This window comes from Aliivibrio thorii (assembly GCF_057368585.1).
Genome location: NZ_CM170655.1, coordinates 1300520 through 1324792, shown reverse-complemented (window position 1 = coordinate 1324792; position 24273 = coordinate 1300520). Strand labels below are relative to the sequence as shown.

Genomic DNA, 24273 nt, shown 5'->3' with positions numbered 1-24273 from the left:
TTATTAGGTTAAGTTGCGTTCTTGAGCTCGAAGTTTAAGCACTTTCTGTTGTTGAAAGAGTGCGGCTTTGATTAATAAATCTTGGTCGATATCACGAAGTAGGTCGTAAGCCATTTCAATGAGGTAGCCAGTTTCTGTTTCTGTGCATTGAGTTACTTTAGCATAACAGTAAATTGCTGCTGGTGGATGCTCAAGAAAAAGTTTTACTTTGGCTTTTTGATCTATATTCAGTGCGTTTTTGCTTTCGAAAGTAAATTTACTCGCTCCAAAGCTTACGGTTTTTTGGCGATAAGCTTCATCGTCTTGTTGAATTAACAAATAAGACAGTAGTAGATTCAGTTTTTGATTTTGATTGTTTAAATAATTAGCAAGGCGTTTGCCATCATCTAACTTTAGAAAAGAAAGCTCATTCTCAGAAACATCATCAAGTGAGCTGCATTCTTGAGCAACTCGAAATGGCGCAGGTATTTCACGTTCAAACGTTTCCATGTTTGGTAGTGCAGCATCGTTCGACAGAGGTTCAACATTGATGGTTAAATCGTAGTGAACCGAAAAGTATTCATTATGTGACATAAACGTCCCTCTATTATTATTTCTTGATTATGGCGAAGTCACTGGATATCAGCAAGTGTTTAATCGGTAACAATGATGAACAAAAGAGCAAAAAAAGGAATAAATACCAGTATTTTACGTGATAGACTGTATTCATTATTATAGCTTCAAAAAGCATGATTGAGAGAATTTATGTTTCATCCAGTATCAGTATTTATAGGGTTACGATATTTAAGAGGACGCTCTGGCGATAGATTCAGTCGTTTTATCTCTTACATGTCTACTGCGGGGATCACTATTGGGGTACTGTCCTTAGTGACGGTATTGTCTGTGATGAATGGGTTTGAAGCCCAATTAAAAGATAGGATCCTTGGTGTACTACCTCAAGCGGTAGTATCGACTATCGAAGGTCAGTTAACCCCTTTAGAAGACGATCGTAATTACGTAGCAAGTTTGCCTCATGTTACTCAAGTCACGCCTGTGGTTCGTGGTGAAGCGATTATTCAAAGCGCAAAAGGGTTGAGCGCGGGTATGCTTGTTGGTATTGATCCTAATGAATATGACCCTATTGCTTATGAATTAATTTCAGGCAATGTGCGTCAACTTAAAGCCGGAGAATACGGTATTTTCCTTGGTTCAAAATTAGCGCGAGAGTTAAGCGTTCGTTATGGTGACACCGTACGTATTATGGTAACGAATGCAAGCCAATACACTCCACTAGGGCGTATTCCAAGTCAACGTAACTTTAAAGTTGTCGGTGTATTTAATACGGGATCTGATGTTGATGGCCAATTAATGGTTGCGAACATTCAAGATACCGCTCGTTTGATGAAATTGAAAAAAGGTAATATTACAGGATGGCGCTTATTCTTTGAAGACCCATTTCAAGTGACAGAGTTAGCTAAATTACCGTTAGAAAAAAATATGACGTGGAGTGATTGGCGCGATCAACGCGGAGAGTTATTCCAAGCAGTAAAAATGGAAAAAAACATGATGGGCTTAATGCTTGGTCTTATTGTCGCTATTGCGGCGTTTAATATCATTTCCGCACTGATTATGGTGGTAATGGAAAAACAAGCTGAAGTTGCGATACTAAAAACACAGGGCATGACGAGTAACCAAGTACTCTCTATCTTTATGGTTCAGGGGGCAAGCAGTGGCGTTATTGGAGCCATTGTTGGTGGTACGTTAGGTGCATTATTTGCTAGTAATATTAATGTTATTCTTTCTACACTTGGATTATCGTTATTTACTGTTGGTGGATCTTTACCTGCACAGGTTGAACCATTACAAGTGTGCGTAGTCATTATTCTAGCAATTTTATTAAGTTTATTAGCGACCGTATTCCCATCTTATCGAGCGGCAGTCGTACAACCAGCAGAGGCATTAAGATATGAGTAATCCATTATTAATTTGTCAGGGTATTCGCAAGGTTTACCAAGAAGGCACAATGGAAACTGAAGTGCTTAAAGGGGTTGATTTTCAAATTAATGAAAGTGAATTAGTTGCCATTGTTGGTTCATCTGGTTCTGGTAAAAGTACATTACTGCATATTCTTGGCGCACTTGATGAGCCAACAGCAGGAACGGTACATTTTCAACAAAATGAACTGACAAAATTGAGTGCGAATAAGCAAGCAAAAATCCGTAATCAACATATTGGATTTGTGTATCAATTTCATCACCTTCTGTCTGACTTTAGCGCGTTAGAGAATGTGGCGATGCCGTTGTTAATTGGTGGTGTTCATAAGAAAGAAGCGGCACTACGTGCAACAGAATTACTTGAGAAAGTAGGTTTAGCTCATCGTATTGAACATCGTCCTTCAGAACTGTCAGGTGGCGAGCGCCAGCGTGTGGCGATTGCTCGTGCGTTAGTGAATAAACCTGCTTTAGTGCTTGCTGATGAACCAACAGGTAACTTGGATCATAAAACCGCATTAGATATTTACAATTTAATGCGCGAACTGAATCAAGAGTCAGGTACTGCATTCTTAGTGGTCACACACGATAATGAATTGGCGGCTAAATTAGATAAACAACTAAGCATGCAAGATGGCCGCTTTATTACTGAAACTGTTCGTTCAAATAGCAATCAAGAGCAGGAGGCGTAATGTTTTCACCGCTTTCTCTTTTTATTGGTGGGCGTTTTGCACGAGCAAAGCAGCGTAATAAAATGGTATCGTTTATTTCGATCTCATCGACATTGGGTATTGCTATCGGTGTTGCCGTTATCATTATAGGTCTTTCAGCAATGAATGGCTTTGAGCGCGAACTGCAAAATCGTGTGTTATCTGTTATTCCCCATGCTGAACTTGAAGGGGTTAAAAGACCAATTGATGATTGGCAAACTATGATGAGCCAAGCGAAAGAGCATCCAAAAGTGATAGGTGCAGCACCTTATGTTCGCTTTACTGCTTTATTAGAAAGAGGCAGTAAGCTAAAAGCGGTTGAAGTCAGAGGTGTTGAACCTTTATTAGAAGCTTCAGTGTCTAAGTTGCCTCAATTTATTGATAAAGATGCTTGGGATAAATTTGAAGCGAATAAACAAAGCGTCATTTTAGGTAAAGGCGTTGCTGATACCTTAAATGTTAAGGTTGGTGATTGGATCACTGCGTTGATCCCTGATGAAAATGCAAGTAAGCAACTCCGTTCACCAAAACGACAACGTCTGCAAGTTGTAGGCTTACTTTCGTTAGGTGGGCAAGTCGACCACGGGTTAGCGATTATTCCTTTAAAAGACGCACAGCAATACATTAATTTAGGTGACAGTGTCACTGGCGTGTCATTGAAGGTTAGCAAGGTCCTTGATGCTCAAAATATCGTTCGTGAGGTAGGTGGAACACTTACCGAGTACGTGTATTTACGCAGTTGGATTCAAAAGTATGGTTATTTATATCGAGACATTCAATTAGTTCGCTCAATTATGTATCTCGTAATGGTTTTAGTGATTGGTGTCGCTTGCTTTAATATTGTGTCTACCTTAATGATGGCAGTAAAAGATCGTTCTGGAGACATTGCTATATTAAGAACCATGGGGGCGAATGATGGGTTAATTAAACGTATTTTTGTTTGCCAAGGGATCTTCTCTGGCGTGACAGGCAGCTTAGCGGGTTCGGCACTCGGCTCCTTTGTTGCTTTAAATTTAACACCTATGATTAAAGGATTAGAATCATTAATAGGGCACCAGTTTTTATCTGGTGATATCTATTTCGTTGATTTTTTACCATCAGAATTGGTGTGGAGTGATGTTGCTATCGTAACAGGAACTGCAATTGTTCTCAGTGCTATTGCAACATGGTACCCAGCTAGACGAGCAAGTCGATTACATCCAGCTACGGTATTGAGTTCTAAGTAGAGAATAAGCATTGTTTGAATAAAAGGTCTCTAAAACGATTAGAGGCCTTTTTTGTATTTGTTAGGTTTTGCCTATCAATATAATAACTAAAACTGATTAGTAAAATTACGTTATTGTTTCTATCATAGATAAATACTTTGATGTCTACCGGATAGAAAAATAATGACAATATCGGACAACAATACCATTGTAATTTTTGGGGCTTCTGGTGATTTAACTTATCGAAAGCTTATTCCCGCTCTATATCATTTATACGCTAGCAATCAACTTTCTGATTCTTTCTCTATTTTAGGCGTTAGCCGAACTCAATATGATGATGAGTCGTATCGAGAAAAAATGAAGAACTCTCTGCAAGAGATGGAGAAGACGGATCCTGACACATTAGCTAAGTTTTGTGAGCATCTGCACTATCAAGCGTTAAATACTTCAGAAGTTCAAGATTACGCTCAGTTAGTATTAAAGTTAGATTTTTTAGCTGAAAAATATAAACTTGAACAACAAAATACACTTTTCTATTTAGCGACTCCACCAAGTCTTTACGGTGTTATTCCATCATGTTTGGCAGCTCATGGTTTAAGTGATGAGTCAAATGGTTGGAAGCGTCTAATTATAGAGAAACCATTTGGTTATGATCTGGCATCAGCACTGAGCTTAGGTAAAGAAATTCATCAGCATTTTGAAGAGCACCAGATCTACCGCATAGATCACTATTTAGGTAAAGAAACGGTTCAAAATTTATTGGTTTTACGATTTTCTAATGTCATGTTTGAGCCGCTGTGGAATCGTAATTTCATTGAATATGTAGAGATTACGGGGTCAGAGTTTCTTGGTGTAGAAGAGCGTGGTGGGTATTACGATGGCTCTGGTGCTATGCGTGATATGTTCCAAAATCATTTATTGCAAGTACTTGCGATGGTTGGTATGGAATCTCCATCAGCGATTAATGCGGATGCGATGCGTGATGAAATAGCAAAAGTATTGCAAAGTTTACAGCCTATTTCAGAAGATGATTTAAGAAATAATCTCGTATTAGGTCAATATACTGAATCTGAAGTAAGAGGTAAGTTTTTGCCAAGTTACCGTGATGAACATGGCGTTGCTGATGATTCTCGAACAGAAACTTATGTCGGTTTGAAAATGTTCATCAATAATTGGCGTTGGAATGGGGTTCCTTTTTATGTTCGTACTGGTAAGCGTCTTCCAACTCGCGTGACTGAGGTCGTTGTTCATTTTAAGAAAACGCCACACCCAGCGTTTGCTGCAAATGCACCAGAAAATAAATTAGTGATCCGTATTCAACCTGATGAAGGGATACAAATGCGTTTTGGCTTAAAAGAGCCTGGTTCTGGTTTTAAAGTGAAAGACGTATCAATGGATTTTCATTATCAGTCGTTAACTGAAACTACCATGTTAACCGCATACGAAAGATTACTCTTAGATGCGTTAAACGGTGATGCAACACTCTTTGCTCGTAGTGATGCGGTGAATGCATGTTGGAAGTTTGTGCAACCGATACTAGATTTTAAACAAGACCCTCAATCACTATTTGGCTACGCCTGTGGAACGTGGGGACCCAAAGAAGCCGATCAATTGTTAGAACGAGACAATAGAGCATGGCGTTTTCCTTGTAAAAACTTAACTGATACGGATTATTGTGAATTATGATAAATCATCAAATATTTCAAACACCAGAACAAGTTGTGATTAGCCTTGCTGATGAATTAAAAGCGTTAAGTAAAAAAGGCAAACCAGTACATGTATCACTCTCTGGTGGCAGTACGCCTAAGATGCTGTTTTCATTATTAGCATCAGAGCCTTACGCGAAGAGTATTCAATGGAAGAATCTCCATTTTTGGTGGGGGGATGAACGTTGTGTAGCCCCTGATGATGCTGAAAGTAATTATGGGGAAGCAAATGAGTTGTTGTTTTCACATATTACAATCCCAGAAGACAATATTCACCGAATTCAAGGTGAAAATGATCCAGAAAAAGAAGCGGTTCGTTTTGCACAAGAAATGCGTGATGTTATTCCCCAACAAGGCGGTATTCCAGTATTTGACTGGATTTTACTAGGTGTTGGTGCTGATGGACATACGGCCTCTTTGTTTCCAAACGTTATCGACTATAGTGATTCAAATCTTAGCCTTGTTGCTATTCATCCAGAATCAGGTCAGCGTCGAGTTTCAAAAACAACCAAAGTATTGCAAGCCGCAAAACGTATTAGCTATTTAGTTCTAGGAAAAGGCAAGGCAGACATCGTACACGAGATTAGTACAACACCAGCAGAGCAGTTGTCATATCCGGCAGCAAAGATCCAATCAACAATGGGTCAAACTGAGTGGTTTTTAGATTTAGATGCAGCAGCGCAAATCATTAATAAATAGAGTGCTTGCACAAGACAAATTTTGGAGAAATATATGAAAGGTGATATCGGTGTAATCGGCTTAGCAGTAATGGGCCAAAACCTTATCTTAAATATGAACGACCATGGTTTTAACGTCGTTGCTCATAACCGAACGGCTGCAAAAGTAGATGAATTTTTAGAGGGTCCAGCAAAAGGAACTAATATTGTAGGGGCTTATTCTTTAGAAGAGTTAGTCGAGAAGCTAGAAACTCCTCGTAAAATTATGTTAATGGTTCGTGCTGGTGATGTTGTTGATGCCTTTATCGACAAGCTTGTCCCGCTTTTAGATAAAGGCGATATCATTATAGATGGTGGTAACACGAATTTCCCAGACACTAACCGTCGTGTTGCTGCTCTTCGTGAGAAAGGCATTCACTTTATCGGTACTGGTGTTTCTGGTGGTGAAGAAGGTGCGCGTTTTGGTCCTTCAATCATGCCTGGCGGTTCACCAGAAGCGTGGCCATTTGTAAAACCAATCTTCCAAGCTATCTCTGCAAAAACAGAGAGTAATGAACCTTGTTGTGATTGGGTTGGTAACGACGGTGCTGGCCATTTTGTGAAAATGGTGCATAACGGCATCGAATATGGTGACATGCAATTAATTACAGAAGCATATCAGTTCATGAAAGATGGCTTAGGCATGACGCATGATGAGATGCAATCTGTCTTTATGGATTGGAATGAAACGGAACTAAATAGCTACTTGGTTGAGATTACTGCAGATATTCTTGGTTATAAAGATACTGATGGTGATCCATTAGTTGAGAAAATTCTGGATACAGCAGGACAAAAAGGCACAGGTAAATGGACGGGTATCAACGCGCTTGATATGGGCATACCATTAACTTTAATTACAGAGTCTGTATTCTCTCGTTGTTTATCAGCACTTAAAGATCAACGGGTAGAAGCAGAGCAATTATTTAATAAAACAATCGTCCCTGTTGAAGGCAATAAGAAAGCGTGGATTGACGCATTACGACAAGCATTACTTGCTTCAAAAATCATTTCGTATGCACAAGGTTTTATGTTGATGCGTGAAGCGTCAAATGAAAATGGTTGGGATTTGAATTATGGTAACGTAGCGCTTATGTGGCGTGGTGGTTGTATTATTCGTTCTGCATTCTTAGGCAATATTCGTGATGCTTATGATATCGACTCTGAATTATCATTCTTAGGTTCAGATGGTTACTTTAAAGGGATTTTAGAAGATTGTTTATCTGCATGGCGTAAAGTTGCAGCTAAATCGATGGAAGTAGGTATCCCAATGCCTTGTATGACCTCAGCGTTAACATTCCTAGATGGTTATACAACGGCTCGTTTACCTGCGAACCTTTTACAAGCTCAGCGTGATTATTTTGGTGCTCATACGTATGAACGTTTAGATAAACCAAGAGGAGAGTTTTTCCATACTAATTGGACAGGAAAAGGTGGCGATGTTTCGTCTACCACTTACAATTCGTAAGTTAAATTTACCTAATTACTAATTTAAAAGCCCTTAACTTATAATGAGTTAAGGGCTTGTTTTACTTATCTATATAAAGGTAGATTTTAATACAATTTTTTACGTCTATATCTCTTTAAGCAATAGCCACTAACAAAACTACCTAATGCGATAGCTAAGGTAATTACGGGAGCTGCCATTAAAGCCATCGTAATGTATTTAGACAGTTTTTCAGGTAAAAAAGAAAGAGAGTAACCAAAACCAGTAAGCAATAAAATCCAAATAATGGCACTCATCCAAGCAAAGTAATGAAAGCGAGCCGCTTTTTGCATTCTTAGTCCCATCATTAATGGTAAGAGGGGACGAACAACAGGAATAAATCGAGCAACAAACAAAGCAATAAGGCCATGCTTAGCAAGTAAAGAATCGACAGTTTGCAGTCTATGTGGTGGTACTGCATTAATCCATTTTTGAATGGTTGGAAATTTATGTAGCCAGCGTCCTTGAATAAATGCTAATTGGCTACCAATAGCAGCTGCCATAATGAGGCCTGCAGCAATCACCGGATAGCTAATCACATTAGCGGCAGCTAAAGAACCAGAAAGGATAACAACACTGTCGCAAGGAAGTGGTGCTGCAGGGATAAAGGCACTTTCTAGCCAAATAAATAAGATTAGACAGAAGTAAATCATCGCTGCACTGTTTGGATTTTGTAAAATAGTAAAATCTTGTTGCCAAAGAGCCGTTAAAATCGAAATAAATGAATCAAACATCGTCATTCTCCAGACGAAATTCAAGTAGTTAACTTGTTGAATAAGAATGATCGAGAGTAAGGTAAGTGGTTGGTAAAGTCACTATAAAAAATCACTGTCATAAAAAGTTCATATTAAGTATTTGACGCTCATCACTAATCTCGTTTTTTTCTTTTTAATCAGGTATATATATATTTTAAAAAGGAAAAAGTGAATGATCTTTAATTAAAAATCATTCACTTAGAAAGCGTTAACTATATGGACAATAAATTAGCTTATTTTATTTTTACCCAATAAAACTAATGTACGCTTGAAGAATAATTAGATTCGTAATGTCAATGAAGAAGGCACCAACAATAGGAACAACCATGAAGGCTTGAGGTGAGGGACCAAATCTAGAAACGAGTGACCCCATATTCATTACAGCAGTAGGCGTTGCCCCTAATCCAAATCCACAATGACCACCGACCATGACCGCGGCATCATAGTTTGAACCCATCACACGGAAAGTAACAAAGTAAGAGAACAGCGCTAACACTCCGGTTTGTATGGTTAAAATAATCAAGAATGGGATAGCTAGATCAAAGATATTCCATAATTTTAAACTCATAAGCGCCATGGCTAAGAAGAGTGATAGAGAGACTGTACCTAATATATCAACAGTATCAGTATCAATTTTACGAACCTTTGTTATTTCAAAAATATTGGTAATGAAAACACCAATAAATAGAGCGTAAACAAAATCAGGAATCTTAAGCCAAGTGATACCAAAGCTATTCACAAAACTACTTAAATGTTGTGAACCAGCAACGCATAACAACATGATAAATAGCATTTCAATAACTTTCTTTGCCGTTACTTTATCTTCTTCACGTTCGTTGTAGGTCACTAGCTCGGGAAAACGAGTATGTGTATCAACTCCTGTGCCGTATTCTGATTCTAAGTTGTGTTTTTGAATTAGTTTTTGAGCAATAGGACTTCCGATTAAACCACCCATTACTAAGCCAAACGTAGCAGAGGCCATAGCTAACTCTAGTGTATTTAAGTGATAGTTTTCTGCGAAGGTTTGTGACCAAGCGGCACCAGTACCATGTCCGCCAGATAATGTAATTGAACCCGCAATTAGACCTAATAACGGATCTAATCCCATTGCGCTGGCAAGACCTACACCTACGGCATTTTGAATTAAGATATAAAAAGAGGCGACAGCTAAGAATAAGAAAACCTTCGTTCCGCCTTTAATTAACTGAGTGTAGTTAGCGGCAAGACCTACGGTACTGAAAAACATTAGCATAAACGTATTCTGCAATGGCAGAGAGAATTCAATACTGATCCCCTGAAAATGCAAAACAGTAATAGAAAAAGCAACAATTAAGCCACCAACAATCGGCTCTGGGATATTGTATTTTTTGAATACCCCAATTTTAGAGTTGATGAAGTGGCCAAGGGAAAGCACTGAAATGGCGATTAGAAATGATTCTAATGCGCCGATAGATATAGTGTTTGTCATAGGTAGCTCGAAATGTAATATCAAACCAATGGGTGTGACTAGGAAGATCGAGATTATGATAACTTATTGATAATGTCACTATAAATATTTATGTTCATAATAAATATTCTAATAGCTTTTTAATCAATTAAGGTTTATAGGACTTATTTAGACATAAAGACATAATAATACCAAAGCAGATCCCTTGAGTGATCATTGCCGTTCCACCATAGCTGAAGAAAGGTAAAGGGCTTCCCATAACAGGAAGAATACCACTTACCATTCCCATATTAATAAAAGCGTACAAGAAGAAACTCAGAGCAAAAGTGCCACTGACTAGGCGATTAAATGAAGAATCACATTGATAAGCTAGCCAAATTACTCGACCGGTAATAAATAGATACAGGCTTAATAGCAGTACACACCCAAAAAAACCCCATTCTTCTGCATAAGTAGAGAAAATAAAGTCGGTATGGCTTTCAGGTATGAAGCCAAGTTGGCCTTGAGTGGCGTTTGTCCAACCTTTACCACGGATACCACCTGATCCTATCGCAATTAAGGATTGAATTATTTGATAGCCAGCGCCAAGTGGATCAGATTCAGGGTCAAGAAATTGAGTTACTCGTTTCTTTTGATACGCTTCCATTATAAAAATCCACAATATAGGGATTATGACTGCAATTCCGCCAAGAAACGAGCCTATGATTTTCCAACTCATCCCTGCAAAATAGAGAACAAACAGGGCGTAGATAATGGTAAAGATAGCGCCATCAAGGTCTGGTTGAATAAAGATTAATCCAGCAGGAACGGCCGTAACAAGCAAACAAATAATAATTTTTCTGATATCAGGACGGCCAGATTCAGCAACTAAAATCCAAGCAACCATTAATGGAATCGCGACCTTAACCAATTCTGAAGGTTGGAATCGGATTGGCCCAATAACTAACCAACGTTGAGAACCATTAGTACTATCACCAGCGATAATGACACCTAATAGAAGAATAACGGCTAATACATATAAGTAAGGTGTTATTCGCTCGTAAGTGCGTGGTGAGATTGATGACATGATAATGATACAGCCAACCGCAATTAAGGCCCGGATGAGGTGTCGCTCTAGCATAGGCTCACTAAAACCGCTTGCGCTCCATACCGTTAAGGTACCTAATAGCATTAAGAGTAGAATAGCAACGAGTAAAGCATAGTCAATTCGGGGGGTATATTTGAACATAAGTCAGTGATCTTTATAAAGCGGAGAAGAAAACACATTTACTATTTTAAATGCATAAGAGTTTTAAAAATTAGTGAAGTTATGAACTTTCGACGAATGCTTTACAGTGAAGACTAATAGATAGTGGCAATGAGTTGTTATGTATCATGAGAGTGTCTACAAAGAGTATCTAAGTTTAGGTACTGAAATTATGGCTATACAACCAATTTATAAGACAGAGAAAATAACGTTTTTATAGAAAAAAGCAATCTTTTACTTACGATAAACCATAAAAAAACGAGCATTGAAAATACTCGTTATGATATTTATATTATTGACGGGATAAAGATCTTAAAACTCAGCATTAACTTCAAATTCTATCTCATTATTTGTAATTGGATGGCGCAGTTTCAAATAGCCAGCATGTAAGTGCAATCGCGTTTCTTTAAAACCATATAGGTCATCACCAACGATAGGTGTATTCAAACCAGCTTGATGGGCGCAATGCACTCGTAATTGATGAGTTCTACCGGTTTTAGGGTAAAGGTAAATTTTAGTTCGATTGTTGTTACGTGATATTACTTTATAAGTCGTTTCAGCACTTCGTCCATGCCTATGGCATACCATCTGGCGAGGCCTGTCTTCCATGTCTCCCGCTAAAGGGAGATTGATCACGCCGTGTTCTGATTCAATATTACCTTCAAGAAGAGCGGTGTAACGCTTTTCAACAGTGCGTTCAATAAACTGCTTTTGTATGTGTTTATTCGTCTCTGCTGTTAATGTAAGAACCAGTAAACCAGAGGTGGACATATCTAATCGATGAACAATTAATGGCCCCGTTGCATTTGGGTAGCGTTCTTGGATACGAGCATGGACAGAATCCGTAATATACTTGCCCGATACGGATAGAAACTCGGCAGGTTTATTAACGATAACCATGACATCATCTTCATAAACGATTTCAAGCTCTTTCCCATAAGAAGGGGTTAGCTCTAAAGGGCTGTCATCTGTTTCAATACCATCTAACATGTGTTGAATAATCTCAAAGCATTTACTTTGGCAAACAGGATAGAGGTTTTTATGTTGGCGGATTTGATCATAAGGGGAAGAACCCCACCAAAATTCGCCTAAGGCTAATGGTTCGTAACCCATTTGAAATGCGGTTTGTAAGAGTTTAGGTAAATTTTGTTCACTTGAATATAAAATTGGATCTTGAGTCGTTGTTTTTAAATCATTAATATTAAACAGCTCAAATAGACTTTTTGAAATACCATTCTGATTCAGAAAGGTGCATGATTTCAATGATGCTAGTTTTAATTCTTTTATTAATTCGGAGTGTTCTTCTTTCTTTGATTTAATAATATTAAGCAGTTTGTTATGTCGCTCTGAAAACTCAGATACCGTTTCTTTCCAATGTTGTTTTAATGCTTTTAACTCACGTTTTTCACGACTGCTTTGATTACCTAGCTCACGAATGAATAGATTCAGATCTTCTGGTGTTAATGAGGGTTCAGTTTGTAATTCGGCTTCCTTTCGTGCTTGTTTACGCTGTGTTTTTGTTAAAGACATTGCGTGTTGTTGCTCTGTAATTTCTTTGTCTGATTGCTCAATGCTAGCGGCTAAATTTTTTGTCAGTTCAATAAACTCAAAGGAATTTTCTAATTCGTTGATATGACGGGTGAGTTGGTTAATCTCACTTTCTTGTTGAGAAAAATGGTGGTAATGTGCTGAATCATCAAAAATAGCATCAACAAAGAATGGCGGAATTTGTTCGTTATCAAAAGAATACAAAGGACAACCAGCATAAGATGAAAGGTAACCTAATTCATCTTTTTTATTCTTCACGACTAACACACCAAACATGACGCCTTGTTGTTCAAAATCATGCAGCCAAGTGGTTTGATTCTCTAAATAATGTTGTAACTGTTCTATCGCTTGTAACGTTAATGGGTGAGGCGTGTAGTAATATGGAAACGTAAAACGTTGTGGCAAGTCTTGATGCGCTGTTAAATGAGAAAACGGCGTAAATTTTTGCGATGCAATATGAATATTTGTCATTCTAAAATTCTGCCTCAACGTTAAATTCCATTGGCTCTTTTGTCATCGGGTGGGTTAGTGATAAATACCCAGCATGCAGATGGAGTCTGTCGGCTTTTTTACCATATAAGTCATCGCCCATTATTGGTATGTTTAAGCCAAGGTGATGAGCACAATGAACGCGTAACTGGTGTGTGCGACCTGTTTTTGGATAAAGGTACACTTTAGTTTTTCCGTCATTACGCTCAAGAACTTGGTAGGTTGTTTCTGCTGGTTTTCCATGTTCAAAGCAAACTAGCTGACGAGGTCTATCATAAAGGTCACCACGTAATGGTAAGGTTATCATTCCTTCATTTTGGGTTAATACACCATCAATTAATGCTGTGTAGCGTTTTTCAACAGTACGACTAATAAATTGTTTTTGAAGTCGTTTATGTGCTTTTTTCGTTAATCCTAGCACCATTAACCCTGAGGTCGCCATATCTAAACGATGAACGATTAAGCCTCCCGTTGCATTAGGGTAGCGTTGCTGAATACGAGTGTAGACCGAATCTTGAATGTTCTTACCGGGAACCGATAAAAAGTCAGCAGGTTTATTGACGATAAGCATAAACTCATCTTTATAAATGATTTCAATGTCTTTGCCTTCTGCTGGATTAGTTAGCAAAGGGTTTTCATCCATTTCTATACCTTCAAGCATATGACCTAAAATTGGTTGGCATTTACTCTGGCAAGAAGCATAGAATTTCTTGTGTTGACGTATTTCTGATTTAGGTGCAATTCCCCACCAAAACTCAGCTAAGGCTAGTGGTGTTAACTCATGGGCAAAAGCGTATTGTAATAATTTAGGCGCAGCACATTCTCCAGAACCGGCTGGTGGAATGTGATTCGGTGTATCTTTGAAAATATCATTCAAATCTTTTTTAATACCATAAGTATTTAAGAATTTATATTGCTGAAATAGTTTTTTTTGTAGAGCATTAGATAGATTTTTACGCGTTGTTTTTAATTGTGATAATTCTGTATTTAGCCGATCTAACTGATGCTGAATATTATTTACGTTTTCATCCCAAAAGATCTTAAGATCTCTTAATATATTTTTCTCTTTAATACTTTCTTTACTGAGCTGGATGATTAATTGCTCTAGGGCTATTTGAGATTTTTGAGTGCCATCTTGAGCTTTATTGTCTGCTGCTGCTCGTTGCTCTTTACGCGATTTTCTTCCTTCAATCATTACTTGTCGTTGTGCTTCAAGTTGTTTTTGAGAGGATTTAATTTCTGCTTGTAGGGTTGCAGTTAATTCTGCGAGTTGAGGATTGGCTTGTTGCAGTTTTATCGTTGCATTTATCTCTGTAATTTCAGCCAATTCAGCTTTGAAGAATCCATCTTCTTCTAACATATCAAATACCGGAGGAGCAAAACCCGGAAGATGATTACTGTCCGCTACTTTACCTGAAAAAGCAGATAAGTATCCGATCTCTCCTGATGAATGCTGAACTAACAAGACCCCAAACATTTTACCAATGGCTTTTTCGTTACTTCCTACAATAATATCTTGCTCTACACCAAAGTTATGCTGCCAATCGGTTTGTGACACTAAGTGACGTTGTAACTGATTTGCCGCTAATTCACATAGTGGATGTGGTTCATAATAAAATGGGAAGGTGAATCGTTCAGGCAAGGCATAGCTATTAATGGATTGTGTAAAAGAAGTAAAGCAAGGATCAGAAATTGGCATAATAATGTCTAATTAACAAGAGGTGAAATGGGGCGATGGTTTTAAACAACATAAGACAATACCAATCGTACCCTTGTTGCAAATACGATTGGTATAGTAATTAGAAATAGGTTGAGCCCGATGTTTTCTAATCACTGAATGCGCTTGGTTTACAAAAGCAGAGGTTATTCTGCCGCTTTTACACGGATTTTATCTTTACCAAACTTTTTACCATTTTCTGCTTCAATAGCCGCTAGAGCTTCTTCTTCGTTTGGCATTTCAACAAAAGCAAAACCTTTCGATTCGCCAGTTGTTTCATCTAAAACCAGTGTGCAGTAATCAAGTGAACCGTGAGCTTTAAACATCTCTCTTAATTCATATTCAGTTATTGTGCGAGGTAGGTTGCGAACTAGTAATTTCATGATTAACCGTTAAATAGTGATTTGAAGGTACGTTATAACAGATCTTAAGATAATGTGCCAAAGTGAAAAATCCGAAACAGAAAAATAACTGTTCCGGATTGGGGTTTAGCCCTCCACCCAGAGCGCTAAATTAGTTTTTTGTAATTAAATTATTTAGAAATCGTAACGAAGGCCGAATTGTAATTGGTCATCTTTGTTATCGATTTGCTCAAATTTATAGCCTGCATAAGTACGGAAGCTTTTATTTAATTTATAAATAGCTTCAATTGCAACATTATTTTCAGTATCGGTATTATCTACTTCTTGGAAGTTATAAACGCCTTGGAATACCCATTGGTCAAGTTTATAGGCCGCGGCTAATTCGTAACCACTTGCATCATTTTTATCTACTTCTCCAGTTGTAAAGAGACCAGATACCATGAATGCATCTAATGTGTAGCGAAGTGCCAAGTTGATTTGATCTGCATCTGCTGTTGTTAGTCCTGTTGAAGACTCTTCACCTGACGTATAACCTAAACCGATATCTAAGCCCATAGGTAATGCGTACATACCAGAGATACCAAAACTATCATTCTTTTTGGTATTACTTGCAATGTAGTTGGCTTGAATGGTTAGTGCATCAAACTCTCCTGAGTATAAGAAGTTATTTTCACGCTTGTCTTTGTTGCCAGCGGTTAAGTCGGCTGCATCACCGCCGAATGTCGCTAGGATATCAGTGTAATCAGTAAGCATGACTTGCGCTGAGTCTTGCTGGCCGTAAGAGAAATTACCAACAGTTGTGCTTAAACCTGCGAACAAGTATCGAGTGTTTACCGTGTTATTTTTACCGCTTCCAATCTCAACTTCATAGGTACCAAATGCGCCTAAGCTGTCATTAATTTTTGTTTTGCCTTTTAAATTAATACGAGCACGACTTTTATCTTCAAATGAACTGTCTGTTGCTGATTCATTATTGTCAGAAATATTTGCTCGAGCTTCGGCTCTGCCACCAACTTTTAATTGAGTGTCATCTTGATCATAAACGGTTGCAGCAAGAAGTGGTGCAGATACAAAAGACGATAAAATAGCGGTTGATAGTAGTAATTTTTTCATTAGATCCCATACCTTTAAAATGAACTAAAACAATCCGTTTTAGTCTAGTTATTTGCTTGGGATCTAAGATAGAAAAGATATATTAAGAATTGATGTAAGTTTTATTTAATATTTATAAAACTAATATGTCGGTAGTGTTACCGACACATTACAATTGATAAACTGCGTATTACAGTGAAGAGGGGATACGTTTGGTGTTTTTCTTGATGCGTTCTTCATCGGAAAGTAAATGACACGTAGCACAATTTTTCTTGCCATCAATTTTGTATTTTAAACAACAGGTTTCACGTTGGACATATAAGATAGCGCGCTGTTCTTTTTCTGCTACATTGATATGTGCTAGCTCTTTCCCTATATCTGGCATGATGTTTGATAACCATTGCTCGGCATTAGGAAGTATTTGTTTAGCGAGATCTGCAGAAAGCCCTTTTTCGGTTAAACGCATAAAGAAGACACTGACAGCCAGTGAGATACTTCCCCAAAATGGACGGTGCTTTAATCTTTCTTTTTCAAATAACAGACTTAATCCACCACCAATTTGCTGTATTAAATGAGTAAAGGCTTCATCTAACTGCTCGTGGGTAGCGACTACTGTAGATTGAGGACTTGTTGCTAAAGGATCGTTTTCAAGGCAAACAAAACGGCAGTTATTATTGATTTGTAATGATTTTATTTTTTCACCATTAGGTGTCGAAATGAAAATGTCATTAAATTGAATGATAGGTACGCGATTAAATTTTAAACGTAAAGCGGTTAAACTGGTAAAAAATTGATTATTGAATGATTTTAACCACATTGATGCGGCAACATTTTGGTTTACTTCATTCTTTTTACCAAACAATTCAATAGCATTAGATAAATTAGCAGGCAGCCACTCATTTAATAGAAGATCTTTATCATCAAGTTGCTCTTTGTTAATCGCTTTAAGCTTAAAATTATCGTCAGCATCGTGCAGCCATGCCAGTTGATCTTTTAAAGAGTGGCATGAGTTTGATGGTTTTTTACTGTGCCAAAGTGGCTGTAGTTGAGCTGAAATGTGCATAATAAAATACTTCTTAATTATTCTTATTTGTATTTAAGAGGCCGGGTAGACTACACCTAAACTTGCGTAACGTGAAGCACCTGTTACATCTGGCTCGTTGCTTGGTCTGTTATGAATCCGTTGATGTGCAAGCCATGCAAACGCCATTGCTTCCATGTTGTCACTATCTACATTGTAGTCGTTAGTCGTAGCAACTGCCCAATTAGATAAATGTTGTTGCAGTTTTTCCATTAGATATTGATTATGAGCACCGCCACCACATACAAGAAGTTTTGCTGCTTCACCAACATGAAATTTAACGACTTGTTCAACAATAGTAACGACAGTAAACTCTAATAATGTCGCTTGTATATCTTGTGGTTTGTATGGTTTATTTTCAATAAATTGAGCAAACCATTCTAAATTAAATAATTCACGTCCTGTGCTTTTAGGGTAAGGACGAGCAAAGTAACTGTGTTGTTTTAGTTGAGCTAATAACTCTTGAATCACGACACCATCACGAGCCCAATCGCCATTATGGTCATAGCTTTTTTGCTTATGTTTATAGATCCAAGCGTCCATCAACATATTACCAGGGCCTGTATCATAGCCAATTACGGAAGTGTCTTTTTGTAAGATAGATATATTAGAAATCCCCCCGATATTTAGGATGATATGAGTGCTATTTGGCTTACCAAATAAAGTGTGATGGAAGGCTGGAACCAGTGGTGCTCCTTGGCCACCTAGTGCCATATCCTTACGACGAAAATCAGCTACAGTATCTATGTTTGTTTTTGCTGCGATAATATTGGCATCCCCCAGTTGCATTGTGAATGGATACTGTGTATCTGGTGAATGAAAAACTGTTTGCCCATGACTACCAATTGCAGTAATACTTTCTGGAGCAACTGAGAGGGTATTGAGAAGATGTAAAGAGGCATCAGCAAATAAATGCCCTAAGCGATGATCAATTTCACCAACAACTTTTAAATTGGTTTCTTGGCCTGTGCAGAAAGATAAAATATCTGATTTTAATTGAGCATCCATTGGGTAATCAGCATGGCCAAGTAAGTTTATGGTTGTGCCATTTGTCTCAACTAAAACAGCATCAACACCATCTAAACTCGTTCCTGACATTAAACCTATGTATTTTTCCATTCTCATTTCTCCAACTGCATTTAATTTACACCAAGATAGTAATACTAAGATATTGTGCCATAAAGCGGAGAGATAATATTTAAACAATTCAACGTATTTTGAGTAATAAGTTCTAGATATAAGATTTTAAATTCATAAAGAGCATGATACTTTAAGCCTATAAAAATTAAGATGATTTGGAGAAATTTATGGGACCGTTATGGTTAGATGTTGAAGGATACGAGATTGATGCTGAAGAGCGTGAATTATTACAGCACCCAACGGTAGGGGGCTTGATCTTATTTGCTCGAAATTATCATGATTCAAAGCAGCTCGCTGCACTAACCGCGTCAATTCGTAAAGCGGCTGGTCGTCCTATCTTGATTGGTGTTGACCAAGAAGGCGGTCGTGTTCAACGTTTTAGAGATGAATTTACCCTTATTCCCCCAGCGCAAGCTTATGCCGAAATGGATAACGGTTTAGAATTGGCAAAAATGGCAGGCTGGTTATTGTGTTCAGAGTTAGTTGCTCATGATATAGATCTTACCTTTGCTCCTGTTCTTGATAGCGGTTTTGATTGTAAAGCCATTGGTAACCGTGCATTTGGTGATGATATTAATATCATTGTTAAATACAGCACCGCATTCATGAAGGGAATGAAATCAGCAGGTACTTCTACGACAGGTAAACATTTTCCTGGTCATGGTGGTGTGATTGCTGATTCTCATTTAGAAACACCTTATGATAACCGTGATAATATTTTTGAGTTAGACATGGCGATTTTTAAAGCTCAAATTGAAGCGGGTATTTTAGATGCAATGATGCCTGCGCATGTAATTTATCCTGAATATGACGCTTCTCCTGCAAGTGGCTCTCCTTATTGGTTAAAAGAAGTGTTACGTAAACAACTTAACTTTAATGGATTGGTTTTTTCAGACGATTTGAGTATGGAAGGTGCGACCATTATGGGCGGACCAGCAAAACGCTCTCAGCAAGCACTTGATGCTGGTTGTGATATGGTTCTTATGTGTAACAATCGCCAATCTGCGGTAGAAGTGTTAGATAACTTAGAAATTCAAACCGTAGAAAAAGCAAACGCATTATTGAAAACTAAGCATTTTGATAGAGCAACGCTATTAAACAGTAAAGAGTGGAAAACGGCGAATGAGAGCATTACCCGTGCTTATGATCGCTGGAAACCATAAATAGTTAACTTTGTAGAATAAAAGCGCATGATATTTTTCATGCGTTTTTATTAGAGAATGAGTAAACTATTAACGTATTAAAAATGCATATTCAAATTCAATAAATGGCACTCTCACTAATGGATGATTTACACATGACGAAAAAATTGACGATTCTTGATATAGCTAAAATGGCTGGTGTTGGAAAGTCGACGGTGTCTCGTGTATTAACCAATGATCCAAAAGTGAAATTAGAAACTCGCCTCAAAGTAGAGCAGATCATTAAAGAGTCTGGGTTTACTCCTTCAAAGTCAGCCCAAAGCATGCGTGGTGGTAGTCAAAAAGTCATCGGTATTATTACGTCTCGTCTTGATTCGCCTTCAGAAAATAAAGCGGTGAGTGCAATTTTAGAGGTAATTTATCGTCACGGCTATGATGCTGTGATTATGGAAAGTCAATTTGATACTCAAAAAACCAATGAGCATTTAGAAGTACTGAGAAAACGCAGTGTTGACGGTGTTATTCTATTTGGTTTTACAGAGTGTGATATGAGTGAAGTTGAACGTTGGGATGAGCGCATAGTTGTCATTGCTATGGATACCGATAAAGTCAGTTCAATTAACTACGATAACCAAGGTGTGATAAAGCAAGCTCTTTATCATTTATCAGAACTGGGTCTTACTAACATTGCTTATATTGGTGTTGATCCTAGTGATAAAACAACCGGTAAATTACGTTTAGATGCTTATTTGAGTTGGTGTGAGGAGCGTGAATTACCATCTCGATTTGCAACAGGGCAGTTAGATCACAAGAGTGCGTATGCGTTAGTTGATTCAGTATTAGATGATGATATTGAAGCCATAGTGTGCGCAAGTGATACATTGGCACTTGGCGTAGCTAAGCGTCTTCAAGAGTTACAACGTGATGATATTCAAATTACAGGGGTTGGTGGTAATGAGCTACTTTCTTTCTTATTCCCTAATATTATCAGCATTAATCCTGGCTATCAGCGTGCAGGGGAAAGTGCTGCGAAACAGCTTTTACAACAATTAGATGGTAGCGCAAATATTACTCATTTAACTCAGCCTTTATCTTTCTAAATTATCGTAAATAATACACTTTATTGTGATCTAATTCAATTTATGGGATTGTTCCCATTTATTTGTCCGGTCATATTTGCAAGTATGCTTCGAAATTCACTGGGAACATTCCCAATTTGTGCGAAATTATAATCAACGTGGACAAAGGTATGAGTAAAATAGAGAGAAAGGACGTACAACGTTTGATAGAGTTGATCGGGGGAACAGAGAATATTGCTAGTGTAAGTCATTGTTTGACGCGCTTACGTTTTGTATTAAACAACACTAATGGTGCTGACGTAAAAGCAATAGAAAAAATACCTATGGTTAAAGGTTGCTTTACTAATGCCGGACAATTTCAAGTTGTTATTGGTACTGAAGTGGATGAAGTTTTTTCCATTTTAAATGAGCTTTCAGGAGAGAAAGGAGCATCCAAAGAAGATGCCAAACTTGCAGCTCGACAAAATATGAATATTTTAGAGCGTGGGATCTCTCATCTAGCTGAAATTTTTGTCCCATTATTACCTGCGATTATTACAGGTGGTTTGATCTTAGGTTTTAGAAACGTCATCGGCGATCTAAGAATGCTTGATGGTCAAACATTAGTAGAAACGAGTCAGTTTTGGGCAACAGTACATTCATTTTTATGGTTGATTGGTGAAGCGATATTCTTTTTCTTACCTGTTGGTGTGTGTTGGTCAACGGTGAAAAAATTAGGAGGTACTCCGATTCTAGGTATTACACTCGGTGTTACTCTAGTCTCTCCTCAATTGATGAATGCGTACCTTATTGGTAAACAAGTACCTGAAGTTTGGGATTTCGGTTTATTTGTTATTGAAAAAGTTGGTTATCAAGCACAAGTTATTCCTGCCATGCTTGCCGGTGTTGCATTAGCCTTTATTGAAACAAATTTAAAGCGCATTGTTCCTTCTTATCTGTATCTTGTTGTTGTGCCTTTTGTTTCTATTATTGTGTCTGTCATTTTGGCTCACGCATTTATTGGACCGTTTGGTAGAGTGCTCGGTGATGGCGTTGCAGTGGCTGCAAAAGCCGCAATGACTGGAGATTTTGCGATTGTTGGGTCAGTGATCTTTGGTTTCTTCTATGCACCATTAGTAATTACGGGTATTCACCACACAACGAACGCTGTCGATTTGCAATTAATGCAAGAGTTGGGCGGCACCCCAATTTGGCCTCTAATCGCATTATCAAATATTGCCCAAGCTTCAGCGGTGGTTGGGATTATCATTATCAGTAAGAAAGATGGTGAGCGTGACATTTCAGTCCCAGCTGCTATTTCAGCTTATCTTGGTGTTACAGAGCCTGCAATGTACGGAATTAATTTGAAATATAAATTTCCAATGTTGAGTGCAATGATAGGTTCAGCAATGGCAGCAGCTATCTGTGGTAGTGCCGGTGTCATGGCGAATGGTATTGGAGTAGGTGGCTTACCGGGAATTCTTTCTATTCAACCGCAATTCTGGGGAATTTATGGTGTTGCTATGTTAGTCGCAATTTTTGTTCCTGCCATTTCAACATTGATTATGTATAAGCGTGCAGAAACTCAAGAGCAGTTAGCCGTTTCTGCAGCCTAGGTTAAGTAATTCTTATCATTACAGTACACACCTTCACATGGATAATATAAGTAAAGGTGTTCTCTTTTTAAGTAGTTTAGAGATATAAAATGACAAATTTAGAGTGGTGGCGTACAGCAACTATCTATCAAATTTACCCAAAAAGTTTTTGCGACAGCAGTAATAAAGGCACAGGTGATATAAAAGGTATTATTTCTAAATTGAATTACCTGAAAAAATTGGGTGTGGATGCATTATGGTTAACTCCTATCTATCAATCCCCAATGATTGATAATGGCTACGATATTGCTGATTATTATTCAATTAACCCTGATTTTGGCACCATGGCAGATTTTGATGAATTACTTGAAGAAGCAAAGTCTCGTGGCATACGCATTATTATGGATATTGTGGTTAATCATACATCGACAGAACATCACTGGTTCAAGTCTGCTCTTGGTGACAAAGACAGTGAATACCGAGATTATTATATTTGGAAAGATCCAGTTAATGGCAAAGAGCCAACTAATTGGGAATCTAAGTTTGGAGGTAACGCGTGGGCATTAGATGAAGCAACAGAGCAATATTATTTGCACTTATTTGCTAAAGAGCAGGCGGATCTAAATTGGGACAATCCTAAAGTTCGTCAAGAAGTAAAAGAAATAATCAGCTTTTGGGCAGAGAAAGGCGTTGATGGATTCCGTTTAGATGTTATTAACCTTATTTCAAAGCAGCAAGAATTTCTGAATGATGATGTTGGAGATGGGCGCCGTTTTTATACTGATGGCCCTAAAGTTCATCAATATTTACAAGAGATAAGCAAAGCTGTTTTTCAAAAGTATGGTTCTGTGACTGTAGGTGAAATGTCATCAACCACGTTAGAACATTGTCAACAATACTCAGCACGAGATGGCAAAGAACTATCGATGGTATTCAACTTTCATCATCTTAAAGCAGATTATATAAATGGTGAAAAGTGGACCAAAGCTCCGTTTGATTTTATATCTCTGAAGTCGATTTTTAATCACTGGCAAACCGGTTTAAATGGCAAGGGCTGGGGAGCACTGTTTTGGTGTAATCATGATCAACCTAGAGTGGTAAGCCGCTTAGGTAATGATGAAGAGTACCGTGAATTATCCGCTAAAATGCTCGCGTCATCAGTGCATATGATGCAAGGAACGCCTTATATTTATCAAGGTGAAGAGATTGGAATGACCAACCCACATTATACTTCAATCGAGCAATATCGAGACCTTGAAAGTACTAACATGTTCGATATCATGGTGAACCAGAAGAAATCTGTTTCTGAGTCTGAAATGCTTGAAATTTTAGAACAAAAATCTCGTGATAATTCCAGAACACCAATGCAATGGAATAGAAACAATAATGCTGGTTTTACCTTAGGTACTCCGTGGTTATCCGTGGCTAACAATTATCAAGATGTGAATGCAGAAAATGCAGTAAACGATCAAAACTCTGTGTTTTATTTCTATCAGAAAATCATCCAACTTCGTAAAGAGGTAGAGGTAATAACCACGGGGGATTACTATGATTTGATGCCTGAGCATAAGGAGTTATTCTGTTATCAACGAGAGAGTAATACGCATCGTTTAATTGCTGTTCATAACTTTTATGCGAATGAAGCGCCTGTCTCTTTTGATTTAAAAGGGAAGGACGTTAAGTATATTTTAGCGAATTATGGTGATGTAGAATTCACTCAACCTCAAAAAGAAATGATACTGCGCCCATACGAGTGTCGAGTGATATTGATTCAAAAGTAACTCTTATTTTGGTGGGAATTGCACTGTAAA

20 protein-coding genes are annotated in these 24273 nt (G+C 37.9%); 10 read left to right on the top strand and 10 right to left on the bottom strand.

Annotation, left to right across the window (positions count from 1 at the left end):
* Positions 1-3 precede the first annotated feature (3 nt).
* Positions 4-573, bottom strand: a complete 570-nt coding sequence (locus tag AC2IP4_RS20165) for a PilZ domain-containing protein (protein WP_130045833.1) — start codon at positions 571-573, stop codon at positions 4-6.
* A 171-nt stretch (positions 574-744) separates the two neighbouring features.
* Here AC2IP4_RS20165 and lolC point away from each other — a divergent pair, with 171 nt between their 5' ends.
* From lolC to gnd, 6 genes are all read left to right on the top strand, one after another.
* Positions 745-1953: a lipoprotein-releasing ABC transporter permease subunit LolC gene (gene lolC, locus AC2IP4_RS20160; protein WP_122033529.1), complete on the top strand. Its 1209-nt coding sequence runs from the start codon at positions 745-747 to the stop codon at positions 1951-1953.
* A complete protein-coding gene (gene lolD / locus AC2IP4_RS20155) occupies positions 1946-2662 on the top strand; it encodes a lipoprotein-releasing ABC transporter ATP-binding protein LolD (protein WP_486307554.1) in 717 nt (238 codons plus the stop codon). Before lolC ends, lolD begins: the two co-directional genes overlap by 8 nt.
* Positions 2662-3906 (top strand): lipoprotein-releasing ABC transporter permease subunit LolE, encoded by a 1245-nt coding sequence (gene lolE / locus AC2IP4_RS20150; protein ID WP_375320494.1) that lies wholly within the window; start codon positions 2662-2664, stop codon positions 3904-3906. The genes lolD and lolE overlap by 1 nt, the downstream gene beginning before the upstream one ends.
* A gap of 162 nt (positions 3907-4068) precedes the next feature.
* Positions 4069-5571, top strand: a complete 1503-nt coding sequence (gene zwf / locus AC2IP4_RS20145; protein ID WP_105056077.1) for a glucose-6-phosphate dehydrogenase — start codon at positions 4069-4071, stop codon at positions 5569-5571.
* Entirely contained in the window at positions 5568-6290 is a 723-nt protein-coding gene (gene pgl / locus AC2IP4_RS20140; protein WP_375320495.1) for a 6-phosphogluconolactonase, read from the top strand. The genes zwf and pgl overlap by 4 nt, the downstream gene beginning before the upstream one ends.
* A 33-nt stretch (positions 6291-6323) precedes the next feature.
* Positions 6324-7772, top strand: coding sequence for a decarboxylating NADP(+)-dependent phosphogluconate dehydrogenase (gene gnd / locus AC2IP4_RS20135; RefSeq protein WP_375320496.1), 1449 nt, complete (start codon positions 6324-6326; stop codon positions 7770-7772).
* Between the two features lie 86 nt (positions 7773-7858).
* Here gnd and AC2IP4_RS20130 read toward each other — a convergent pair whose 3' ends face one another.
* The 9 genes from AC2IP4_RS20130 to AC2IP4_RS20090 all read right to left on the bottom strand — a co-directional run bounded on the left by AC2IP4_RS20130 (position 7859) and on the right by AC2IP4_RS20090 (position 18646).
* Positions 7859-8524, bottom strand: a complete 666-nt coding sequence (locus AC2IP4_RS20130; RefSeq protein WP_375320497.1) for a DedA family protein — start codon at positions 8522-8524, stop codon at positions 7859-7861.
* 265 nt (positions 8525-8789) lie between these two features.
* Complete coding sequence (gene gltS, locus AC2IP4_RS20125; protein ID WP_105056073.1) at positions 8790-10013, bottom strand: sodium/glutamate symporter; 1224 nt, start codon at positions 10011-10013, stop codon at positions 8790-8792.
* Positions 10014-10140: 127 nt separating this feature from the next.
* Positions 10141-11220: a rod shape-determining protein RodA gene (gene rodA / locus AC2IP4_RS20120; protein WP_486310946.1), complete on the bottom strand. Its 1080-nt coding sequence runs from the start codon at positions 11218-11220 to the stop codon at positions 10141-10143.
* 330 nt (positions 11221-11550) lie between these two features.
* Positions 11551-13257, bottom strand: a complete 1707-nt coding sequence (locus AC2IP4_RS20115; RefSeq protein ID WP_486307552.1) for an RluA family pseudouridine synthase — start codon at positions 13255-13257, stop codon at positions 11551-11553.
* A gap of 1 nt (position 13258) precedes the next feature.
* On the bottom strand, positions 13259-14974 hold the full coding sequence (locus AC2IP4_RS20110; RefSeq protein WP_486317132.1) for an RluA family pseudouridine synthase: 1716 nt from the start codon (positions 14972-14974) through the stop codon (positions 13259-13261).
* A 164-nt stretch (positions 14975-15138) separates the two neighbouring features.
* The gene (locus AC2IP4_RS20105) at positions 15139-15375 is read right to left on the bottom strand and encodes an RNA recognition motif domain-containing protein (RefSeq protein WP_375320500.1); all 237 of its coding nucleotides are present in this window, start codon (positions 15373-15375) and stop codon (positions 15139-15141) included.
* A 153-nt stretch (positions 15376-15528) separates the two neighbouring features.
* The gene (locus AC2IP4_RS20100; protein WP_105056068.1) at positions 15529-16467 is read right to left on the bottom strand and encodes a porin; all 939 of its coding nucleotides are present in this window, start codon (positions 16465-16467) and stop codon (positions 15529-15531) included.
* A 169-nt stretch (positions 16468-16636) separates the two neighbouring features.
* Positions 16637-17509: a (2Fe-2S)-binding protein gene (locus tag AC2IP4_RS20095; protein WP_486310944.1), complete on the bottom strand. Its 873-nt coding sequence runs from the start codon at positions 17507-17509 to the stop codon at positions 16637-16639.
* Positions 17510-17542: 33 nt separating this feature from the next.
* Positions 17543-18646, bottom strand: a complete 1104-nt coding sequence (locus AC2IP4_RS20090; protein ID WP_486310943.1) for an anhydro-N-acetylmuramic acid kinase — start codon at positions 18644-18646, stop codon at positions 17543-17545.
* Between the two features lie 188 nt (positions 18647-18834).
* Here AC2IP4_RS20090 and nagZ point away from each other — a divergent pair, with 188 nt between their 5' ends.
* From nagZ to treC, 4 genes are all read left to right on the top strand, one after another.
* On the top strand, positions 18835-19830 hold the full coding sequence (gene nagZ / locus AC2IP4_RS20085) for a beta-N-acetylhexosaminidase (protein WP_375320504.1): 996 nt from the start codon (positions 18835-18837) through the stop codon (positions 19828-19830).
* Positions 19831-19964: 134 nt separating this feature from the next.
* Positions 19965-20909, top strand: a complete 945-nt coding sequence (gene treR, locus AC2IP4_RS20080) for a trehalose operon repressor TreR (RefSeq protein WP_375320505.1) — start codon at positions 19965-19967, stop codon at positions 20907-20909.
* Positions 20910-21058: 149 nt separating this feature from the next.
* Entirely contained in the window at positions 21059-22483 is a 1425-nt protein-coding gene (treB, locus tag AC2IP4_RS20075; RefSeq protein ID WP_375320506.1) for a PTS trehalose transporter subunit IIBC, read from the top strand.
* Between the two features lie 89 nt (positions 22484-22572).
* Entirely contained in the window at positions 22573-24243 is a 1671-nt protein-coding gene (gene treC / locus AC2IP4_RS20070; protein ID WP_375320507.1) for an alpha,alpha-phosphotrehalase, read from the top strand.
* The last annotated feature ends 30 nt before the right edge of the window (positions 24244-24273 follow it).